Source organism: Bradyrhizobium sp. CCGUVB14 (genome assembly GCF_024199935.1).
Taxonomy (GTDB): domain Bacteria; phylum Pseudomonadota; class Alphaproteobacteria; order Rhizobiales; family Xanthobacteraceae; genus Bradyrhizobium.
Genome location: NZ_JANADS010000001.1, coordinates 2,557,227 through 2,575,280, shown reverse-complemented (window position 1 = coordinate 2,575,280; position 18,054 = coordinate 2,557,227). Strand labels below are relative to the sequence as shown.

Genomic DNA, 18,054 nt, shown 5'->3' with positions numbered 1-18,054 from the left:
CCCCAGTCTCGCCCCGAGACGTCGTTTCAATTCAGAATGCGTTCCATGTTGGGAACGATGACGAACTCTTCGCGCCATTTCGCGATGAAGCGAATGAACTCCGGCTTCCAGTGCATGCCGACGCGCGGCGTTTGCTGCACGTCGGTATGCGAGATCTCCGTGACCTCGTAGACCTTGTCGGCGGTGACGCCCACCAGCACCGGTTCGTTGTCGAGCTCGATCTCGATGACGACGATGCGCGTATCCGCGGAGTCTTCCGGCTGCGGCATGCCGAAGCGGATGCGCAGATCCGCGAGCGGAATGACATTGCCGCGCACGTTGATCACGCTGGGAACGAAGGCCCGCGCGCCGGCCACCTTGGTTACGGGCACGGGATCGATGATTTCGCGCACGAGGCCGGCGTCGAGCGCGAATTTCTCCTCGCCGAGGCCTATCATCACGACCTGCATCGCGCCGGCCTGATGTTCTCCCGCCAATCCGTCGCTCATCACGCCGCCTCGCTGATATGCTGTTTCTCGACCTTCGACTGCGCCAGCGCGACGAGCTGGGCGACGTCGAGGATCAGCGCCGCCGTGCCGTCCCCCAGGATGGTCGCGCCGGAGAAGATCGTGACGTCCGAATGCAGCTTGGAGAGCGACTTGATCACGGTCTGGTGGTTTCCGATGATCTGGTCGGCGACGAGGCCGACGTGAGTCTCGCCGGTCGAAATGATGATCGTCTTCTGGTGCCGATCAGGCGTACCCGACGACGACATGATCTCGCGCAGGCGGAGGAAGGGCACGAGGTTGCCGCGCACGTTGAGGAAGTTACGTCCGCGGGAGCGTTCGTCCTCGGCGGTCAGCTCGATGCATTCCTCCACGGCCGACAGCGGAATGATGTAGCGGCCTTCACCGACGCGGATCAGAAGCCCCTCGATGATCGCGAGCGTCAGCGGCAGACGCAGCGTCACCGTGGTGCCCTGGCCCGGTCGGGTCGACAGGTCGATCGAGCCGCGCATGTTCTCGATGGTGCGCTTGACCACATCCATGCCGACGCCGCGGCCGGACAGCGCGGAAATGGTCTGCGCGGTCGAGAAGCCCGGGTGGAACAGGAATTGATGGATCTCGTGATCGGAGAGCACGGCACCGGCCGCGATCAGGCCCTGCTCTTCGGCCTTGGCGCGGATGCGGGCGGTGTTGAGGCCGCCGCCATTGTCCTTCACGGTGACGAGCACCTGCGCGCCGGAATGCACGGCCGCGAGCTCGATGCGGCCCTGCTCGGTCTTGCCATTGGCACTGCGGGTCGCAGTGTCCTCGATACCATGGTCGATGGCGTTGCGGATCAGGTGCACCAGCGGATCGGCCAGGCACTCGATCATGGTCTTGTCGAGCTCGGTATCCTCGCCCGTGGTGACGAACTCGACCGGCTTCGACAGGTCGCGCGACAGGTCGTGGATCAGGCGGCGGAAGCGGCCGAACAACGAGCCGATCGGCACCATGCGCGCGCCCATCGTCGTATCGCGCAGGGATGAAGCCAGGCGCTCAATCTCCTCGGCGATCATCTTGATCGAGAGATCTGAACCGGAGGCGGCGAGCTGGGTCAGCCGGGCCTGGGCGATGACGAGCTCGCCGACGCGGTCCATCAACTCGTCGAGGCGCTCGGCCTGAACGCGGACGGTGGCGATGCCGCGATCGTCGCGCTTGGCTTCGGCCTTCGATTCCGGCTTCGCGTCGACCTTGACTTCGGGCTTCGACTCCGCCTTTACGACGGGCTGAGCGGCGGCGGGTGCTGTGACAACCTCACCGACCGAGGCAGCCATCTCGACCATCGGAGCCGGCTCCTCGTCGAGGAGCTGGAACAGCGGCATCGGCGCAGGCGCCTCGACATGTTCCAGCGGCGAGAGCGTCAGCTTCATCTCGTCCGAGACGAACATGAAGACGTCGTCGATCGCATCCTTGTCGCAGGCGGCGTGCAGCTTGACGTCCCACTTCAGATAGCAATCTTCCGGCTCCATCTCGTCGAGGAACGGGATGCCGTCGGTCACGGGAACGACGAAGCAGGGACCGAGCTTGCAGAGATCCTCCAGCAGATCGAGCGGGTTCGAGCCGTTGCGCAGGATGTGGGATTCGAATTCCAGGTAAAGGTGCCAGCCGGCCTGCTTGCTCTCGACGGGCGCGAGCGGCGGAGCTTCCGCGATCTCGGCGACGGGAGCGGTGGGCTGGTCCGACGAGACGAAGCGTTTGAGGTCGTCGAGGATGGCTTCGCCGATGATGTCATCGGTCGACTGCGGATCCTCGATCAGCGCGCGGATATAGTCCTTGGCGGCCAGCGCGACCGAGATCAGCTCCTGGGTCGGCTTGATCTCGCCCTTGCGGACGCGATCGAAGGCGGTCTCGAATTCGTGGGTGAAGGAGGCGACCTTGTCGAAGCCGAACATCGCACCCGAGCCCTTGATCGTGTGCAGGGCGCGGAAGGCGGAATCGACCAGCTCGCGGTCGTCGGGACGCTGGCCGAGGTCGAGCAGGGCCCCTTCCAGGACCTCGAACAGTTCGCTGGCTTCCTGGCGAAAGACCTCGGTCGGGTCCATCGCGCTCATGCGCGCACCAGCTTCGCGACCACGGCGAGCAGCTGCTCGGGCTTGAAAGGTTTGGTGATCCAGCCGGTGGCGCCGGCGCTCTTGGCTTCCTGCTTCACCGCGTCATTGGATTCGGTGGTCAGGAACACGATTGGCATGCCGACAGCGCTCGGCAGCTTGCGCAGCGCCTTGATCAGCTCCAGCCCGTTCATGACAGGCATATTAAGGTCGGTGATGACGAGATCGAGCTTGCCGGCCTGCGCCTTGGCGAGGCCCTGCGCACCATCGCCGGCCTCGATCACGCTATGACCGGCCGGCTCGAGCACGACCTTGATCATCTGCCGGATACTGGGCGAATCGTCGACGGTCAGAATCGTGGCCATTAGGCGCCATCTTTCTTTTGCGGGAAGTGCTGATCGATCATCGCCTCGCTGGCGAAGCCGGCGCGGCGAAGGGTGTTGCGCAGAGACTGGGAGAAAGACGTCAGGACCACCGGGCGGCCTTGGGCATCGCCGGTCTTGGCAGCCGACAGCAGAAGCTGGATCGAGGTCACGTCGGCCTTGTCGACGCTGGAACAATCAATCTCGAGCCGGTCCTGCCGGCCGAACGCTTCGCGGATCAGGTCATAGACACTACGGATCGCAGCGATGCTGCAATCTGCAGGCAGCCGTAGGGACCACTTCGGCTCAGTGACATCAGACGACATTCGTCCCCCAAAATTCCTCGGGACTCACTGCACGCATCGCGCGAATCCCGCACGATGACTATTCGCGTCCGAGAGTGTGCAAACCCCTAATGGAATCCTCCGTACAACTACGGGTCACATTCCCAGAAACTTCGCGTGTGCATGCATGCGTGCATAGCCGGCGCAAATCTCATGCGCTGCGCGCAACGTTGAGGCAGTTTGACGCGGCATGGACGTTTGCTCCGCGTTAAATCGCGCGAGCTATCTGTTGAGGTCACGCCTCGCATCCGAACGAGTCCGGCCGCCGATGCTGACCCAAGCGCTTCTGGTTGATGACAGCCGCTCCGTCCTCAATTTCCTGAAACGTCATATCGAAGCGGAAGGCCTCGTCGAGGCCGCCACCTTCCTCGATCCCGTCGAGGCGCTGGCTTGCGCGCGCGAGCGCGTCTTCGATCTCGTGCTGGTCGACTACAAAATGCCGCACATGGACGGCATCAGCTTCATCCGCACGCTTCGTACGCTGCCGGGATGCACCGACATTCCGATCGCGATGATCACGTCGCGACAGACCGACGACATCAAAATGGAAGCGCTGCAGGCAGGTGCAACCGATTTCCTGCCCAAGGCACCGCAGAGCGTCGAGATGACGGTGCGGCTGCGGAATTTAATTCAGCTTGGTGCAGCCGTACGCAAGCTCAACGATCGCGCTGCCCATCTGGCAAGCGAAGTCGCCGCCGCAACGCGCAAGCTCGGCGAGCGCGAGGAGGAGATCATCCTGCGGCTCGCCCTCGCGGTCGAGTACCGCGACAACGACACCGGCGAGCACACGCTGCGGGTCGCGCGCTACAGCCGGATCATCGCCGAGCAACTCGGGCTCCCGCCCCGCCTCTGCCGCGACATCTATCTCGCCGCCCCACTGCACGACGTCGGCAAGGTCGCGATTCCCGACAACATCCTGCTCAAGCCCGGCCGGCTGACCGACGACGAGATGGCGGTGATCCGCACCCACGCCACGATCGGCGAGAAGATTCTGGCCGACTCCAGCTGCGAGCTGATCCAGCTCGGTGCGCAAATTGCCGCAGGCCATCATGAGCGATGGGATGGCGCCGGCTATCCGAACGGCCTCAGGGCGGACGAAATCCCGGTCGCTGCACGCGTGGTCGCGGTCGCCGACGTCTTCGACGCCCTGACGACGCGGCGCCCATATAAAGAGCCGATGCCGCCGGACCTGGCGCGTGACTATTTGGTCGAGAACCAGGGACGGCAATTCGACCCGGCCTGCGTCGAGGCCTTCCTGTCGCGCTGGGATGAGGTGGTAGCGATCGCCGCCGGGCCGACTGCGACGCCGTTGCCAAAATCCGAGGCCATCCTCGCACCCTTTATATTAGGGGCGACCGGGGGCCGCCCGGAGCTGGACCGCACAGGCGAGGCCACCGCGGCAGGCTGACAATGCGCCAACAGTAACGGTTTGCCGCGGCGCCGTTTTCTGCCATCACCGGTTTGAACCAGTTCCTGCTAGGGTGCACCAATACCAAGAGTGATTCTGATCACACTTGCCTGGGCGATCCACTGCTAGGCTCCCGCCGGGACGTGGATCAGTCGGGTATATCGTTCGAACTGGATGAGAAAGTCATGAGAAGCCTGATCGGCGCAATCGCCGGCGTGTTTTGCCTCGCGGGTCCCGCCATTGCCGAGACGCCCGCCGCCATCGTCGAGGACGTGCAAGGCAAGGTCGACGGCATCGAGTTCATGGACTACGTGGCGCCCGGCAAGATCATCAAGCTCGGCCCCAAGGCAGGCGTCACGCTCAGCTATTTGAAATCCTGCCTGCGCGAGACCATCACCGAGGGCGTCGTGCTGGTCGGCGCGGAGCAGAGCACCGTGCAGCTCGGCAACGTCGAGCGCGTCAAGGTGCCGTGCGATGCCAACGCCGTGCAGCTCTCCGAGCGCGAGGCCAACCAGAGCGCGGCGACCACGTTCCGCAGCATGCGCGCCGACGCCAATAGCTCACCGGCCAAGCTGCCGACGATTTACGGTGTCGCGCCGCTGATCCAGGCCAAGAGCGGCAGCACGCTGGTGATCGAGCGCACCGACGGCAAGGAGCCCACGATCAACCTTCCGCTCAAGAGCGACATCATGGTCGCCGGAAAATTCTACGACCTCTCGAAGGCCGGCAAGTCGCTGACCCCGGGCGGCAGCTATCTCGCGAAGCTCGGCACCAAGCGCTACACGTTCCAGGTCGACGCCAGCGCGACCGCGTCGCCGACGCCGATCGTCGGCCGTCTGCTGCGGCTCGAATAGACGGTCCGCGACAGCAACGATGCGGCGGATCGGCAAGCGGGACATCGTTGCGGCAATCCTGATTGCGCTCGTTGCGGGTGCGGCCTTCACGTCTCCGCCGTTGCAGACCCTGCAAGGTCTCTCGCTCGACATCCTCACAGCCTTGCGCTGGAAGCTGATCGGCGACCGCCGCGATCCCGCGACATCGCCGGTCGTCGTCGTCGCGATCGACGGCGAGACCTACGAGACCCCGCCCTTCAAGGGATCGCCGACCCAGACCTGGACGCGCGAGATCGGCCGGGTGCTCGGAAGCATCACCGAAGGCGGCGCCAAGGTCATCGGATTTGACGTCATCTTTCCGAGCTCGATCGAGCAGTCGGAAATTCCCTTTGGCGACACATCGTTCGGCAACCGTGTGAAGGGATTTGACCGGGACTATCTCATCGCCCTGCGAAAACTCTCCGACAGCGGCAAGCTCGTGCTCGGCGAGATTCTCAGCAACGACCATCCGGACCGGCCCGATCGCGCGCAGCAACTGGCGGTGAAAAACAACATCCGCGCGCTCAACGTCCATACCGACGCCGACGACGTGATCCGGCGAATGCCGCTGAGCTTTTCCATCGCGGGCCAGCCGATTCCCGCAATGGCCGTCGAACTCACCGCGCGCGCGCTCGCTGCCAAGCCCGAGACCGGGCCGACCGGCGTGACGAATTTGTCCGGCTACGCGATCCCAGGCATCGTCCCCAACACGCTCACGCTCAACTTCCGCGGCATGGGCCGCGACATCCCCGCCTATTCCTTCGCCGATTTGCGCGCCTGCGTCGAAAAGGGAGATGCCGAGTTCTTCCGCCGGGCCTTCGACGGCAAGATCGTGCTGCTCGGCAGCATCCTCAATTTCGACGACCGCAAGCTCACCTCAATGCGCCTGGCCGGTGGATATGACGGGACACCCGGATCGCGATGCGCCCTGCCCGCGCCTGCGCGCGCGGCGCAACAAGCCCGCAACGCCGTCGCCGGCGTCTTCGTCCACGCCACCGTCGTACGAAATCTGCTTGAGCACGATGCCATCACCGAGCTCGGCTTCCCGCTGCGAACGATCCTGACAATTGCGTTCGCGGCGATCATTGCCGCGGCCGCCTGCCTGCTCGCTCCGACCGGCGCGGCGATCACCTGGCTTGGGCTCACCGTCGCCTACGCCGCCGTCGCCGTCGGCACGTTCACGCATGCCATCGCGCTGCCCCTGACCGAGCCGGTGCTCGCGGGTCTCGCAGCGCTCGCGCTGATGATCGGCTACCGCTTCGTGATCGCCGACCGTGAGGAACGCTTCCTGCGCAAGAGCTTTGCGTTCTATCTCGCGCCCGAGGTGATCGACGGCATGGTCGCATCCGGCAAGATGCCGGTGCTCGGCGGCGAGATGCGCAACATCACCATGTTCTTCTCGGACCTCAGCGGCTTCTCCTCGATCGCCGAAAAGATGACGCCGAGCGAGCTGGTCGCGTTGATGAACGACTATCTCTCGGCCATGACAGACATCATCGAAAGCCATGGCGGCTACGTCGACAAATATATCGGCGATTCCATCGTCGCGATGTTCGGCGCGCCGGCCGACGATCCCGATCATGCACGCAACGCGGTCGCGGCCGCGCTACAATGCCGCGACCGGCTCGAGGAGCTCAACGAAAACCATCCCGCATTCCGCGGCCGCGGCCTCGCCCACCGCATCGGGCTGAACAGCGGCGAAGCCGTGGTCGGCAATATCGGCTCGCGCCGGCGCTTCAACTACACCGTCATGAGCGACACCGTGAATCTTGCCTCACGGCTCGAAGGCGCCAACAAATATTTCGGCACCGTGATCATGGCGTCGGAGATGACCGTGAACCTGAGCCGCAACGCCTACACTTGGCGCGAGCTGGACATGGTCAGGGTGCAGGGACGCGACGAGCCGATCAGGGTGTACGAGCCGCTTGCCGAGAAGAACCAGGAGACGCAGGAGCAGGGTACCCGCGCGGCAGCTTACGCCATGGGACTTGCATGCTGGCGCGCGCGCGACTTCGCCAAGGCGGCGGAGCTGTTCGAAAGCGCCGCCGCTGACGATCCGCCGTGCCGGTATTTTGCCAGGCGTGCCCGAGCCCTGGCAACGAATCCGCCGCCGGGCGAGTGGACACCGGTGAATACGCTGGAAGGGAAGTAGCGACCTCTTACCCTCCCCTGGAGGGGGAGGGTCGGCTCACATTAAGCGCAGCGAAAATGTGAGACGGGGTGGGGTGATCTCTCCCCGCGGGCACTGTTCATCGTGGAGAGACCGTCACCCCACCCCGCTCGCGCTACGCGCGATCGACCCTCCCCCTCCAGGGGAGGGTGAAGGCCGGCTCCTAGAACGGCAGCCCCACATAATTCTCCGCGAGCAACCGCTGCGCCGTCTCGGACGACAGCAGGTACTCGAGCTCGGTCTGCTGCAGCCGGTCTTCATAGTCGGAGCGATCCGGGAAACGGTGCAGCATCATCGTCATCCACCACGAGAAGCGTTGCGCCTTCCAGATCCGCGCCAATGCCTTGGCGGAATAGCCCTCCAGTCCGGAATCGTCACCATCCTGATAATGCGCGAGCATCGCGTGGTAGAGGTAATAGATGTCGGAGGCGGCGCTGTTCAGCCCGCGCGCGCCGGTCGGCGGCACGATGTGGGCGGCATCGCCGGCGAGAAACAGGCGGCCATAGCTCATCGGCTCGGCGACGAAGCTGCGCAAGGGAGCGATGCTCTTTTCGATCGAGGGTCCGGTCGCCAAACGGTCGGCGACCTCGTCGGGCAGGCGACGCTTCAGCTCCGCCCAGAACGCATCGTCCGACCAGTCCTCGACCTTGTCGGTCAGCGGTACCTGGACGTAATAGCGGCTCAGCACCTGTGAACGCAGCGAGCAGAGCGCAAAGCCGCGCGCGTGCTTCACATAGATCAGCTCCGGCGACACCGGTTTCGTGCGCGACAGCACCCCTAACCAGCCGAATGGATAGACCTTCTCGTATTCGCGCAGCACGTCTTTCGGGATCGATTTGCGGCTGACGCCGTGAAATCCATCGGCGCCGACGATGTAGTCACAGTCGACGCGGATCGCCTCACCGTTCGATCGATACGTCACGTAGGGCCGGGCGGAGGTCAGATCATGCGGCGTCACGTCCTCGGCGTCGTGCACGACCTTGCCGCCAAGACGATCGCGCGCCTCGTAGAGGTCGCGCGTCAGCTCGGTCTGGCCATAGACCAGCACCGAATTGCCGCCGGAATGCCTGTGCAGATCGATATGGGAGAGCACGCCGTCATGGGCGATCTCGAAACCGTTGTGGATCTCGCCCTCCCGGTCCATCCGCTCGCCACATTGCGCCTCGCGCATCAGCCGGGCAAACCCGTGCTCGAGCACGCCGGCGCGGATGCGCGCCAGCACGTGCTCGCGGCTGTATTTCTCCAGCACGATGGTGTCGATGCCCTTCAGGTGCAGGAGCTGGGACAGCAGCAGCCCGGACGGCCCGCCGCCGATGATGCAAACCTGGACTTTCATTTTTCCGTCCTCCCGTCGGCACCTTTTTGCAGATTCAGCAGTCCGGACCGATGGAGGGTTTCGCCATTGTCTTGTACTATTCGAACATGAGAACCGCAGCCCCCGCCCCGGCCATCCGGGTCTACAATCTGTTCGGCGAAGCCGGCGACCTGCCCGACGTCGTCCATTGCGAGACGATTGCGTCGCGCTCGGTGCTGCATGACTGGACGCTCGCCGTGCACCGCCACGCCCGTCTGCACCAGGTGCTGCTGATCGAGCGCGGCGGCGGCGAAGCGACACTCGATGGACGTGTGGTGCCGCTCAAGCCGATGCGGATCGTCAACGTACCGGTCGGCCATGTCCATGGCTTCCGCTTCGTGCCGGGGACCCAGGGCTGGGTGCTGACCATCGCCGCGGAAATCCTGGATGAGGCCCTGCTCGCCGCCGAGGGCCTGCGCGGCGTGCTGTCACGATCGGCCGTGGTGAGCGGCACGCCGCAGATCCGCGCGACGATGAAGCAGATCTTTGCCGAGCACGCCGCGCGCGATTTCGGCCGCGCACATGTGCTGCGCGCGTTGTCGGCGGCCATGATCGGCCTCGTGGCGCGCGCGCTGACAGGCGAGAGCGGCACCGGTAGCAGCTCTGAATCAAATCTGTTCCGCCGCTTCGAAGCCCTGCTCGAACAACATCATCTGGAGCGCTGGACCGTTGCGGACTATGCGAACACACTGGCGATCACGCCGACCCATCTCAACCGCGTCACACGCGCAGCGACCGGCGACACCGCCTCGCATCTGATCCTGAACCGGCTGATTCGCGAAGCCCGCCGCAACCTCGTCTATACCAACCTGCCGATCTCGGCGATTGCCTACGCGCTCGGCTTCGAGGACCCCGCCTATTTCAGCCGGGTCTACGCCGCCGCCACCGGGCTGTCGCCGCGCGCGTTTCGGGAGCAACTGCTTGGCGGCGAGGGCTGATCCGGGGCCTATTGCTGCGCCCGATTCACGGTTTCAGTTCGCGCATCCTCCGGATGCCTCTTCTCGTAATGCAGGAAGAGATCGAGCAACGCCAGAAGCACGATGGCGATACCGAAGCCGATGCTCAAATGCATCGCCCGTGTATGGGGAAATCCGAGCAGCCAGGGCGAAGCGATGAGCCAGACGCCCATCAGGACGTTGATCCATTCCTCCCAGTCCCGGTAGGCGATGATGGCCGCCAGCGAGAGCACGACAATGATGGCGCTGGTGACCCAGAGGTCGATCTTGCCCTGACTGTTGGTCAGCTTGAACAGCCACGGCGACACAAAGAGGACGGCCGCGAGAAACAGATTGTAGACGTCAGGGGCAGTTTCGCGCTCTTGCAGCTTGCTCATGGCAAACCTCCGCGAGGGACCTGTCGAAGCAAGGGGCGGGGCGCGGTTTTGTTCCTATTGGGTGCGGATTGACTGCCTAGACTTTGGTCTCACTCAGGAACCGAACCTCCGTCGATAGTCCTGCGGTGCGGTCGCGAGCACGCGCAAGAAGCTGCGGCGCATGGTCTCCTCGGAGCCAAAGCCGCAGCGCTGGGATATCCGCTTCACTGGCAGGCGCGTCTCCGACAGCATCCGCCGCGCAGCCTCCACCCGCAGCCGCTCGATGGCCCGAAGCGGTGTGAGTCCGGTCGCCCTGGCATAATGGCGACTGAAACTGCGCTCGCTCATGCCGGCCTCACGTGCCAGCCTGGACAGAGAGAGGTCACCGGCGAGGTGCGTGCTGATCCACCGGTGCAGCGCGCCGAATTCATCCTCGGCGGATTGAAGCGACAGCGCCTCGCTGAACTGCGCCTGCCCGCCCGGACGCTTGAGGAAGACGACGAGATAACGCGCCACGGCAAGCGCGGTGGCGCGACCGAGATCTTCCTCGACCAGGGCCAGCGCCAGATCGATGCCGGCCGTGACGCCGGCCGAGGTCCAGATCGCGCCATCGCGCACGAAGATCGGATCGGGCTCGACGCGCACGGCCGGGAAACGCCGCGCGAGCTCGGCGCAATACGACCAATGGGTCACCGCACGGCGCCCATCGAGCGCGCCGGATGCACCGAGCAGGAACGCACCGGTGCAGACCGACGCCACGCGGCGTGCCTTCTTCACGCGCTGCCGCAGCCAATCCAGCAGCACCGGATCGGAGGCGGCGGCATCAACGCCCGGGCCTCCCGCAACCAGCAACGTGTCCAGCCCGCTGCCGGCGCGCGGCAGCAACTCCGTTGCAATCTCCAATCCCGAGGATGCCGTCACACACGCGCGGCCTTTCGCCACCACGCGAAGTACATAAGGCGACGTTCCGCCGGCCTCCACGATCTGCTCGTTGGCGGTCGCGAACACCTGGAGCGGACCGGTGACGTCGAGCAGCTGCACCGACGGATAGGCCAGCACCTCGATCACACGCGCGGAGTTCCGCGTGGCGCGCGACCTGGAGCTTGGCGAGAAACGAGGGTTCTTTGGCATTTGCGCCAAAGCGTGCCCGGTTATGTTGCCGCTGTCCAGCCTCGAGGAGAGACCATGACCACCAAGACTTTCATCAAGACCGTCCCGCCGGACTGGCTTCTCGCGATGTGGAAGGAGATCGACGACAAGACCTTCGGCAAGGGTTTTGACTGTTTCGCCGAAGACGCGATCTGCAATCTCGGCGTCGCCGACTGGCACGGCCGCGAGGCGATCCGCAATAATCTGCGGCAGTTCATCGACCGCGGCTTTACCGCGCTCCATCATGTCGTCGAGTTCTGGGATAGTCCCGAGCTCAAGATCTTCCACGGCAAGGTCGCGATGCGCTTCGACGATCCCACCATCGCAGCCGTGAGGCCGACGATGGCCCATTTTTTCTACATGGACGAAAAGGACCCCAACAAGGTCAAGCGCTGGATCGGCGCGGTGGGACCGACCGGCTTCTAGCCGGCGCGCCGCCGACAAAACGCGGCGGTGCAAGCTCAACTACGATAAGAGAGCCGGCCTCATCATCGGATGCGGCCGGCTCATTCCCGATCAGGCGAAGGGAACGTCGAAGGCGGCCATAACCGGGATCGGGTGAATTTGGACCGGGGCCGCCCCTATTCCCGGCGCCTCTACTTACCTTCGTATAGAACGACCAACCCTTTTGATAGAATTCGTTTACCTCCGTACGATTGAGCCCGGAATGCCCACGCCTTATCGTGGCTGCATTCGGCGCCCAGGCGCTGGTGGCACGGGACCTCCCTAACCTTGGCGCAAGACGGCCACACCCTGTCCGGTCGTCTGCGCCGCCTTTTCAGCAGGCCGTGTGTTTCCCGGCCGCCACATCGAGCCCTCGCGGTCGAAACTGCCGGCTTCCATGCGAAACTGGAGCTTCGTGCATAATGTCTTCGTTTGAGAAGATCGCACTCTTCATCGATGGCTCCAATCTCCATGCCACCTCCAAGGCGCTCGGTTTCGACATCGATTACAGGCGTCTGCTCAGCGAATTTCGCAGCCGGGGCGTGTTGCTGCGAGCCTTCTATTACACGACCGTCATCGAGGATCAGGAATACTCGTCAATCCGCCCATTGATCGATTGGCTCGACTATAACGGGTATACTGTCGTCACCAAGTTCTCCAAGGAGTTCGTTGACGCCACCACCGGCCGCCGCAAGATGAAGGGCAGCATGGATGTGGACCTCGCCGTGACGGCGATGGAGCTCGCCGGGCACGTCGATCAGATGGTGTTGTTCTCGGGCGACGGGGATTTTCGGTCGCTGGTTCAGGCGGTGCAACGCCGCGGCGTCCGGGTGACCGTCATCTCCACGCTAGCCAGCCAGCCGCCGATGATCGCCGACGAACTGCGCCGGCAGGCGGACATCTTCGTTGACCTGGCGGAACTGAAGCCGAAAGTGGGACGCGATCCGGCGGAACGGCCGGGATCGCGCGAGATGCGTCAGCAACCGCCACAATTCAACGCGCGCGGGTCGGTGAATCGAAGCGACCGGCCGGATTGATCCGGCGCGACGATCCCCGGATCGTCAGACGTCGAAGAACACCGTCTCGTCGGGCCCCTGCAGATTGATCGTGAAGGAATAAACAACCTTGCCGGCACGCTCGCTGCGGGTCGCGATCAGCGTCTTGCGACGCATTGGAGGTTCGACCAGATTGAGCACCGGATCGGCGGCGTTTGCGGCTTCTTCATCGGAGAAATAAAGCCGCGTGTTGAGCCCGATATTGATGCCGCGCGCGACAATCCAGATGTTGACGTGCGGCGCGCATTTGCGCCCCGCCTTGTCGGTGATGGCGCCCGGCTTGATGGTCTCGAAGGTGACGAGCCCATTCTCGAAATCCGAGCCGCCGCGGCCCCAGCCGCGAAAATCCCCGTCCAAAGCGCCGGCGGAGCGATCGGCCGGATGATTGTAGCGGCCCGCCGCGTTGGCCTGCCAGATCTCGAGCAGAACGTCGCGCAGCGGCGAGCCGCTGCCGTCGATCACCTTGCCTTCCAGCGTGATGCGCTCGCCTTGCGTGTTCGGCGTCACCAGCACGTTGGAAAAATTCTTCTCGAAAATGTCGAAGCCGGCCATGGCCGGAATCAGGCCGATATGGACGTAGGGCCCGGCAGTCTGCGAGGCGGTTTCCTTGAGATAGTTGAGCGGCTGCGGCATGGCTCAGTTCCCCTCCGGGCGGTTCTCGAAATAAGTGGAGCGCTGACCGCGCAGCACGATGTCGAAGCGATAGGCGAGCGAGTCGAACGGCGTCGAGGCGTTAAGGTCGAGCGGCGCGACCAGACGTTCGAGCGCATCCTTGTCCGGGATCGTCGTCAGGATCGGGCAGACCGGAATGAGCGGATCGCCCTCGAAGTACATCTGCGTGATCAGCCGCTGTGCAAAGCCCGAGCCGAACACCGAGAAGTGGATGTGGGCAGGACGCCAGCTATTGACGAAGTTGCGCCAGGGATAGGGGCCCGGCTTCACGGTACGGAAATAATAGTAGCCGGTGTCGTCAGTCAGCGCGCGGCCGCAGCCGCCGAAATTCGGATCGATCGGCGCGAGATAGGTGTCCTTCTTGTGCCGGTAGCGGCCGCCGGCATTGGCCTGCCAGAACTCGACCAGCGTGTTCGGCACGCCGCGGCCGGTCTCGTCCAGCACGCGGCCGTGGACGATGATGCGTTCACCGACGGGATCGCCGTCCTTGGCGTAGTTGCGGATCAAATCATTGTCGAGCGGCCCGAGATCGTTGTGGCCGAACACTGGCCCGGTGATCTCCGAGACCGAGTTCTCGATCGATAGCAGCGCCTGGCGCGGCGAACGCAGCACCGAGGATTTGTAGCCGGGCGCGTAGGCCGGCGGATGGATGGTGCGGTCGCGCTGGAAGAAGCCGCCGTCACGCGGGGTGAACGGCTCGGGGCTGTTGAGGCGGGGATCCCTTAAGGCTGGCGCCTGGGCATTCATCGGCGTTGTCTCTCCCTGTAGCGCCTCGGTCCGGGCGCGCGGCTTATCGGGAGATCATGGGCCGACCTATTCCACAGATAAATAGATCGATTATAATATATTGCATGAAAGAAATCGATCATTTGGCGCTGGACGGCCACGCCCTCGAACTGTTCCTCGCCGTGCTGGAGGAGGGTTCGGTGACGGCCGCCGCGACCCGGCTCGGCCTGACGCAATCGGCCGTCAGTCACGCCCTGAAAAAGTTGCGGCGGATCGCGGGAGATCCGCTGTTCGCCAAATCCGGCCGCGGCATCGTCGCGACCGCGCATGCCCAGGCGCTGGCCGCAAAGGCGCGGGCGCTGATCGACGAGATGCGCAGCTTCGCCGGCAGCGTCACGTTCGAACCGGCAAGCGCCCAGCTTTCGCTGACGATCGCTGCGAATGATTTCCAGCGCGACCTGCTGCTGCCGCGCTTCTTCGGACATGTCGCCGCGCAGGTGAAGAGCCTCAATCTGCGCGTGATCCCGTCGCAGTCGCCCTCACCTGCCATGTTGCGCGAGAATCGGTGCGATCTCCTGATCACACCGCTGCCGCCGTCCGGCATCGACATCGTGCAGAAGCGACTGCTGCGGGATCATTACGTCTGCTATTTCGATCCCAAGGCACGGGCCGCACCGGGCAGTCGCAGCGCCTATCTCGCCGCGCGCCACATCACCGTGGTCTACACCGACAACGAGCGGCTCGACTTCGACCGCCGGCTCGCCGCGAACGGCTTTCACCGCGACATCGCCATCTCCGTGCCGAGCTTTTCCGGCGTGCCGTCGTTCCTGCGCGGGACGCAGATGCTGGCGAGCATGCCGAGCCTGCTGGCGCCCGGCGTGATGCACGGCTTCGCGCACGCGCGGATTCCGCTAGCCTCGCGCACACGCACGCTGGCCGAACTGCCGATGTTCATGGTCTGGCACCAGCGTTATCAGAAGGACCCGGCCCATCGCTGGATTCGCGCGCAACTGGAGTCCATGGCAGCGACGGCCGCCGCCTGAATCCGACGCGTCGATTGCGAACGACGGTTCATTGGCGACACCACAAGGACGTGCGAAGGCAACGCCGATGCGAAGGCGTTCGGAGAAGCCTTGTGAAGTCCAGCCTGTGCCTTCTGACGGCCTGCGATTCCCTTCAGAGGCCGCTTGCCGATTTCACGATTCCCCGTATGCAAGCCTTCGCGGCAGCACAGGGATACCAGCAGCGTTTCGTTCACCGCAATGATTGGAAACGTCCGCGCGGATGGCTGAAGATCGAGGTGATCCGCGCCGCTCTCGAAGACAATTTCGACTTCGTGCTCTGGATGGACGTCGATGCCGTCGTGCTCCGTAACGATGTCGATGTCAGGACCGCGGCGATAGATGCCGCCGACCTGCACATGGCCTGGCACGGTCCCGATACATCCGAGATCATGGCCGCCGATTTCGTGCCGCATTTCAATTCAGGCGTCATGCTGATCCGCGTGACCGACTGGTCGCGCGCGTTTTTCGAACGGGTCTGGGAGATCGGCCAGGTGCAGCATGCCTGGTTCGACCAGGCGACCATCCTTCACGCGCTCGGCTATGATGACTGTCTGGGACTTGGACCGGATCGCCCGGACGAACCCAACCGGTCTCATGTCGCGCGTCTCGACACGGCCTGGAATTCGATCCCCGGGCTCGCCACCGCGCCGGACCCGATTGTTCACCACTATGCCGGGATCAGCAATCCGTCGACGCGGCTCAAGATGGTCGAGGCGGATGCCCTGACGGCGTCGATGCGCGAAGGGCTCGATGCCGATGTGCGTCAGGCGATCGCCCGCCAGTTCGGCCTGTGGCGCGAGGACGCGGCCATGCGCGACTGGGTCACCGGCGAGCGGGATTCCGCCCTCGCCAAACGGTACGAGCTCGCGTCGGAGCGGGATCAGGCGCGGGCGCAATTGGCGGCGGTCCACAGCTCGACGTCCTGGCGGGTGACAGCGCCGCTGCGCTGGACCAAGACGTTGTTTCAGCGCCGGTCACGATAGTGCTTGCCGGCAGCCGCGGCGGTGGCCTGCCCTTCGCCAAACCCACTGGTTGCGCGCGGGCGGCCACGCTAGAATTCGGCCATGACAGTGACCGATATCGCGAGCCGAACCTACAATCACAGCTGGCGGCTGGATCCCATCATCCGCAGCCTGCTTGATACCGACTTTTATAAGCTATTGATGTTACAGATGATTCGGGAATCATACCCGCATCAGCAGGTGACATTTTCGGTCATCAACCGCTCGCGCCATGTCCGCCTTGCCGAGATCATCGACGAGGGCGAGCTGCGCGCCCAGCTCGACCATGCCCGCACCATCCGCTTCACCAAGAAGGAGCTGATCTGGCTTGCCGGTAACACCTTCTACGGCAAGACCCACATGTTCTCGGCGGATTTCATCCGCTGGCTGTCCGAATTCCGCCTGCCCGAATACGAGCTGCGCAAGGTCGAGGGGCAGTATGAGTTGCATTTCCACGGGCCCTGGGCCCACACCACGATGTGGGAGATTCCAGCGCTCGCCATCCTCAACGAGTTGCGTTCGCGCTCGGCGATGAAGGGCCGCGGCCGTTTCGAGCTCGACGTGCTCTATGCCCGCGCCAAGGCCAAGCTGTGGACCAAGGTGGAGCGGCTGCGCAAGCTTGAGAATCTGAGGCTCTCTGACTTCGGCACCCGCCGCCGGCATGGCTTCCTGTGGCAACGCTGGTGCGTGGAGGCGGTGAAGGAAGGGCTGGGTTCGTCCTTCATCGGCACCTCCAACGTGCTGCTCGCGATGGACAACGATCTCGAGGCCATCGGCACCAACGCGCATGAACTGCCGATGGTCGCCGCCGCACTCGCCAAGGACGACGAGGAATTGCGCTGGGCGCCCTATCGCATTCTCGATCAGTGGCGCCAGACCTATGGCGGCAACCTGCTGATCGCACTGCCGGATGCTTTCGGCACCAAAGCCTTCCTGCGCGACGCGCCGGAATGGGTGGCCGACTGGACCGGCTTCCGCCCCGACAGCGCGCCGCCGATCCAGGCCGGCGAGGAGATCGTCGCCTGGTGGGAGAAGAAGGGCCGCAACCCAAAGGATAAGCTGCTCGTGTTCTCCGACGCGATGGATGTCGGCTCGATCGAGGAGACCTATCACCACTTCTCCGGTCGCGTGCGCCTCTCGTTCGGCTGGGGCACCAACCTCACCAATGATTTCGTCGGCTGCGCGCCGGACGGCACGTTCAACCTCGATCCGATCTCGCTGGTCTGCAAGGTGTCGTCGGTCGACGGACATCCGGCCGTCAAGCTCTCCGACAATCCGGAGAAGGCGACCGGCATGCCCTCGGAGATCGAGCGTTATCTGCGCGTGTTCGGCGATGCCGGCCGTGTCCGCAAGCCGGTGCTGGTCTAGTCCCGATCCAAATTCTCTCAATCGGGTAAATCGCGAGGATCGGATTCGCGACATCGGCGCGCCGATGCCGCGTCGGTTCCGGTTCAGCGGCATTTGCGACGATCTGCGCGCATCCGTTTCACAGCGCTTTCACCCTGCGAGACAGTCTCTCTGCTCTTTCAGGTTGAGTTAAGCAGCGTTC

The 18,054-nt window shown here is 64.1% G+C and carries 18 protein-coding genes; 9 read left to right on the top strand and 9 right to left on the bottom strand.

Annotated elements, in window-relative coordinates:
- Positions 1-26: 26 nt before the first annotated feature.
- The 4 genes from NLM32_RS11880 to NLM32_RS11865 are packed head-to-tail and all read right to left on the bottom strand — an operon-like array spanning position 27 to position 3,260.
- Positions 27-488, bottom strand: a complete 462-nt coding sequence (locus NLM32_RS11880) for a chemotaxis protein CheW (protein ID WP_254129157.1) — start codon at positions 486-488, stop codon at positions 27-29.
- Entirely contained in the window at positions 488-2,575 is a 2,088-nt protein-coding gene (locus NLM32_RS11875) for a chemotaxis protein CheA (protein ID WP_254129156.1), read from the bottom strand. Before NLM32_RS11875 ends, NLM32_RS11880 begins: the two co-directional genes overlap by 1 nt.
- Positions 2,572-2,937 (bottom strand): response regulator, encoded by a 366-nt coding sequence (locus tag NLM32_RS11870; RefSeq protein ID WP_194477495.1) that lies wholly within the window; start codon positions 2,935-2,937, stop codon positions 2,572-2,574. Before NLM32_RS11870 ends, NLM32_RS11875 begins: the two co-directional genes overlap by 4 nt.
- The gene (locus tag NLM32_RS11865) at positions 2,937-3,260 is read right to left on the bottom strand and encodes an STAS domain-containing protein (RefSeq protein WP_254129155.1); all 324 of its coding nucleotides are present in this window, start codon (positions 3,258-3,260) and stop codon (positions 2,937-2,939) included. The genes NLM32_RS11870 and NLM32_RS11865 overlap by 1 nt, the downstream gene beginning before the upstream one ends.
- A 286-nt stretch (positions 3,261-3,546) precedes the next feature.
- On the opposite strand from NLM32_RS11865, the gene NLM32_RS11860 reads away from it, so the two are divergent.
- The 3 genes from NLM32_RS11860 to NLM32_RS11850 all read left to right on the top strand — a co-directional run bounded on the left by NLM32_RS11860 (position 3,547) and on the right by NLM32_RS11850 (position 7,710).
- Positions 3,547-4,686: an HD domain-containing phosphohydrolase gene (locus NLM32_RS11860; RefSeq protein WP_254129154.1), complete on the top strand. Its 1,140-nt coding sequence runs from the start codon at positions 3,547-3,549 to the stop codon at positions 4,684-4,686.
- A 185-nt stretch (positions 4,687-4,871) separates the two neighbouring features.
- A complete protein-coding gene (locus NLM32_RS11855) occupies positions 4,872-5,540 on the top strand; it encodes a hypothetical protein (RefSeq protein WP_254129153.1) in 669 nt (222 codons plus the stop codon).
- A 19-nt stretch (positions 5,541-5,559) separates the two neighbouring features.
- Positions 5,560-7,710: a CHASE2 domain-containing protein gene (locus NLM32_RS11850; RefSeq protein ID WP_254129152.1), complete on the top strand. Its 2,151-nt coding sequence runs from the start codon at positions 5,560-5,562 to the stop codon at positions 7,708-7,710.
- A 181-nt stretch (positions 7,711-7,891) separates the two neighbouring features.
- Here the strand turns inward: NLM32_RS11850 and pobA are convergent, their stop codons facing one another.
- Entirely contained in the window at positions 7,892-9,064 is a 1,173-nt protein-coding gene (gene pobA, locus NLM32_RS11845; protein WP_254129151.1) for a 4-hydroxybenzoate 3-monooxygenase, read from the bottom strand.
- A gap of 50 nt (positions 9,065-9,114) precedes the next feature.
- On the opposite strand from pobA, the gene NLM32_RS11840 reads away from it, so the two are divergent.
- Positions 9,115-10,020, top strand: coding sequence for a helix-turn-helix domain-containing protein (locus NLM32_RS11840; RefSeq protein WP_254129150.1), 906 nt, complete (start codon positions 9,115-9,117; stop codon positions 10,018-10,020).
- 8 nt (positions 10,021-10,028) lie between these two features.
- Here NLM32_RS11840 and NLM32_RS11835 read toward each other — a convergent pair whose 3' ends face one another.
- Complete coding sequence (locus NLM32_RS11835) at positions 10,029-10,415, bottom strand: SPW repeat protein (RefSeq protein WP_254129149.1); 387 nt, start codon at positions 10,413-10,415, stop codon at positions 10,029-10,031.
- Positions 10,416-10,508: 93 nt separating this feature from the next.
- Entirely contained in the window at positions 10,509-11,525 is a 1,017-nt protein-coding gene (locus tag NLM32_RS11830) for a GlxA family transcriptional regulator (protein WP_254129148.1), read from the bottom strand.
- Between the two features lie 54 nt (positions 11,526-11,579).
- Here NLM32_RS11830 and NLM32_RS11825 point away from each other — a divergent pair, with 54 nt between their 5' ends.
- Together NLM32_RS11825 and NLM32_RS11820 are read left to right on the top strand one after the other, a co-directional pair.
- Positions 11,580-11,969 carry a nuclear transport factor 2 family protein gene (locus NLM32_RS11825; protein ID WP_254129147.1) on the top strand — a complete coding sequence of 130 codons (390 nt, stop codon included), beginning with the start codon at positions 11,580-11,582 and terminating at the stop codon, positions 11,967-11,969.
- A 440-nt stretch (positions 11,970-12,409) separates the two neighbouring features.
- Entirely contained in the window at positions 12,410-13,024 is a 615-nt protein-coding gene (locus NLM32_RS11820) for an NYN domain-containing protein (protein WP_254135294.1), read from the top strand.
- Between the two features lie 24 nt (positions 13,025-13,048).
- On the opposite strand, the gene pcaG is transcribed toward NLM32_RS11820, so the two are convergent.
- Both pcaG and pcaH read right to left on the bottom strand, forming a co-directional pair.
- Positions 13,049-13,675, bottom strand: a complete 627-nt coding sequence (gene pcaG, locus NLM32_RS11815; RefSeq protein WP_254129146.1) for a protocatechuate 3,4-dioxygenase subunit alpha — start codon at positions 13,673-13,675, stop codon at positions 13,049-13,051.
- A 3-nt stretch (positions 13,676-13,678) separates the two neighbouring features.
- Positions 13,679-14,461, bottom strand: coding sequence for a protocatechuate 3,4-dioxygenase subunit beta (gene pcaH, locus NLM32_RS11810; RefSeq protein WP_254129145.1), 783 nt, complete (start codon positions 14,459-14,461; stop codon positions 13,679-13,681).
- A 56-nt stretch (positions 14,462-14,517) separates the two neighbouring features.
- On the opposite strand from pcaH, the gene NLM32_RS11805 reads away from it, so the two are divergent.
- From NLM32_RS11805 to pncB, 3 genes are all read left to right on the top strand, one after another.
- The gene (locus NLM32_RS11805) at positions 14,518-15,483 is read left to right on the top strand and encodes a LysR family transcriptional regulator (RefSeq protein ID WP_254129144.1); all 966 of its coding nucleotides are present in this window, start codon (positions 14,518-14,520) and stop codon (positions 15,481-15,483) included.
- Between the two features lie 167 nt (positions 15,484-15,650).
- Positions 15,651-16,487, top strand: coding sequence for a putative nucleotide-diphospho-sugar transferase (locus NLM32_RS11800; protein ID WP_254129143.1), 837 nt, complete (start codon positions 15,651-15,653; stop codon positions 16,485-16,487).
- A gap of 81 nt (positions 16,488-16,568) precedes the next feature.
- Positions 16,569-17,873, top strand: coding sequence for a nicotinate phosphoribosyltransferase (gene pncB / locus NLM32_RS11795; protein ID WP_254129142.1), 1,305 nt, complete (start codon positions 16,569-16,571; stop codon positions 17,871-17,873).
- The last annotated feature ends 181 nt before the right edge of the window (positions 17,874-18,054 follow it).

What these genes read in the sequence shown, in the direction of transcription:
- NLM32_RS11880 (WP_254129157.1), bottom strand. Translation starts at nt 488, where the DNA reads ATGAGCGACGGATTGGCGGGAGAACATCAGGCCGGCGCGATGCAGGTC.
- NLM32_RS11875 (WP_254129156.1), bottom strand. Translation starts at nt 2,575, where the DNA reads ATGAGCGCGATGGACCCGACCGAGGTCTTTCGCCAGGAAGCCAGCGAA.
- NLM32_RS11870 (WP_194477495.1), bottom strand. Translation starts at nt 2,937, where the DNA reads ATGGCCACGATTCTGACCGTCGACGATTCGCCCAGTATCCGGCAGATG.
- NLM32_RS11865 (WP_254129155.1), bottom strand. Translation starts at nt 3,260, where the DNA reads ATGTCGTCTGATGTCACTGAGCCGAAGTGGTCCCTACGGCTGCCTGCA.
- NLM32_RS11860 (WP_254129154.1), top strand. Translation starts at nt 3,547, where the DNA reads ATGCTGACCCAAGCGCTTCTGGTTGATGACAGCCGCTCCGTCCTCAAT.
- NLM32_RS11855 (WP_254129153.1), top strand. Translation starts at nt 4,872, where the DNA reads ATGAGAAGCCTGATCGGCGCAATCGCCGGCGTGTTTTGCCTCGCGGGT.
- NLM32_RS11850 (WP_254129152.1), top strand. Translation starts at nt 5,560, where the DNA reads ATGCGGCGGATCGGCAAGCGGGACATCGTTGCGGCAATCCTGATTGCG.
- pobA (WP_254129151.1), bottom strand. Translation starts at nt 9,064, where the DNA reads ATGAAAGTCCAGGTTTGCATCATCGGCGGCGGGCCGTCCGGGCTGCTG.
- NLM32_RS11840 (WP_254129150.1), top strand. Translation starts at nt 9,115, where the DNA reads ATGGAGGGTTTCGCCATTGTCTTGTACTATTCGAACATGAGAACCGCA.
- NLM32_RS11835 (WP_254129149.1), bottom strand. Translation starts at nt 10,415, where the DNA reads ATGAGCAAGCTGCAAGAGCGCGAAACTGCCCCTGACGTCTACAATCTG.
- NLM32_RS11830 (WP_254129148.1), bottom strand. Translation starts at nt 11,525, where the DNA reads ATGCCAAAGAACCCTCGTTTCTCGCCAAGCTCCAGGTCGCGCGCCACG.
- NLM32_RS11825 (WP_254129147.1), top strand. Translation starts at nt 11,580, where the DNA reads ATGACCACCAAGACTTTCATCAAGACCGTCCCGCCGGACTGGCTTCTC.
- NLM32_RS11820 (WP_254135294.1), top strand. Translation starts at nt 12,410, where the DNA reads ATGTCTTCGTTTGAGAAGATCGCACTCTTCATCGATGGCTCCAATCTC.
- pcaG (WP_254129146.1), bottom strand. Translation starts at nt 13,675, where the DNA reads ATGCCGCAGCCGCTCAACTATCTCAAGGAAACCGCCTCGCAGACTGCC.
- pcaH (WP_254129145.1), bottom strand. Translation starts at nt 14,461, where the DNA reads ATGAATGCCCAGGCGCCAGCCTTAAGGGATCCCCGCCTCAACAGCCCC.
- NLM32_RS11805 (WP_254129144.1), top strand. Translation starts at nt 14,518, where the DNA reads ATGGGCCGACCTATTCCACAGATAAATAGATCGATTATAATATATTGC.
- NLM32_RS11800 (WP_254129143.1), top strand. Translation starts at nt 15,651, where the DNA reads ATGCAAGCCTTCGCGGCAGCACAGGGATACCAGCAGCGTTTCGTTCAC.
- pncB (WP_254129142.1), top strand. Translation starts at nt 16,569, where the DNA reads ATGACAGTGACCGATATCGCGAGCCGAACCTACAATCACAGCTGGCGG.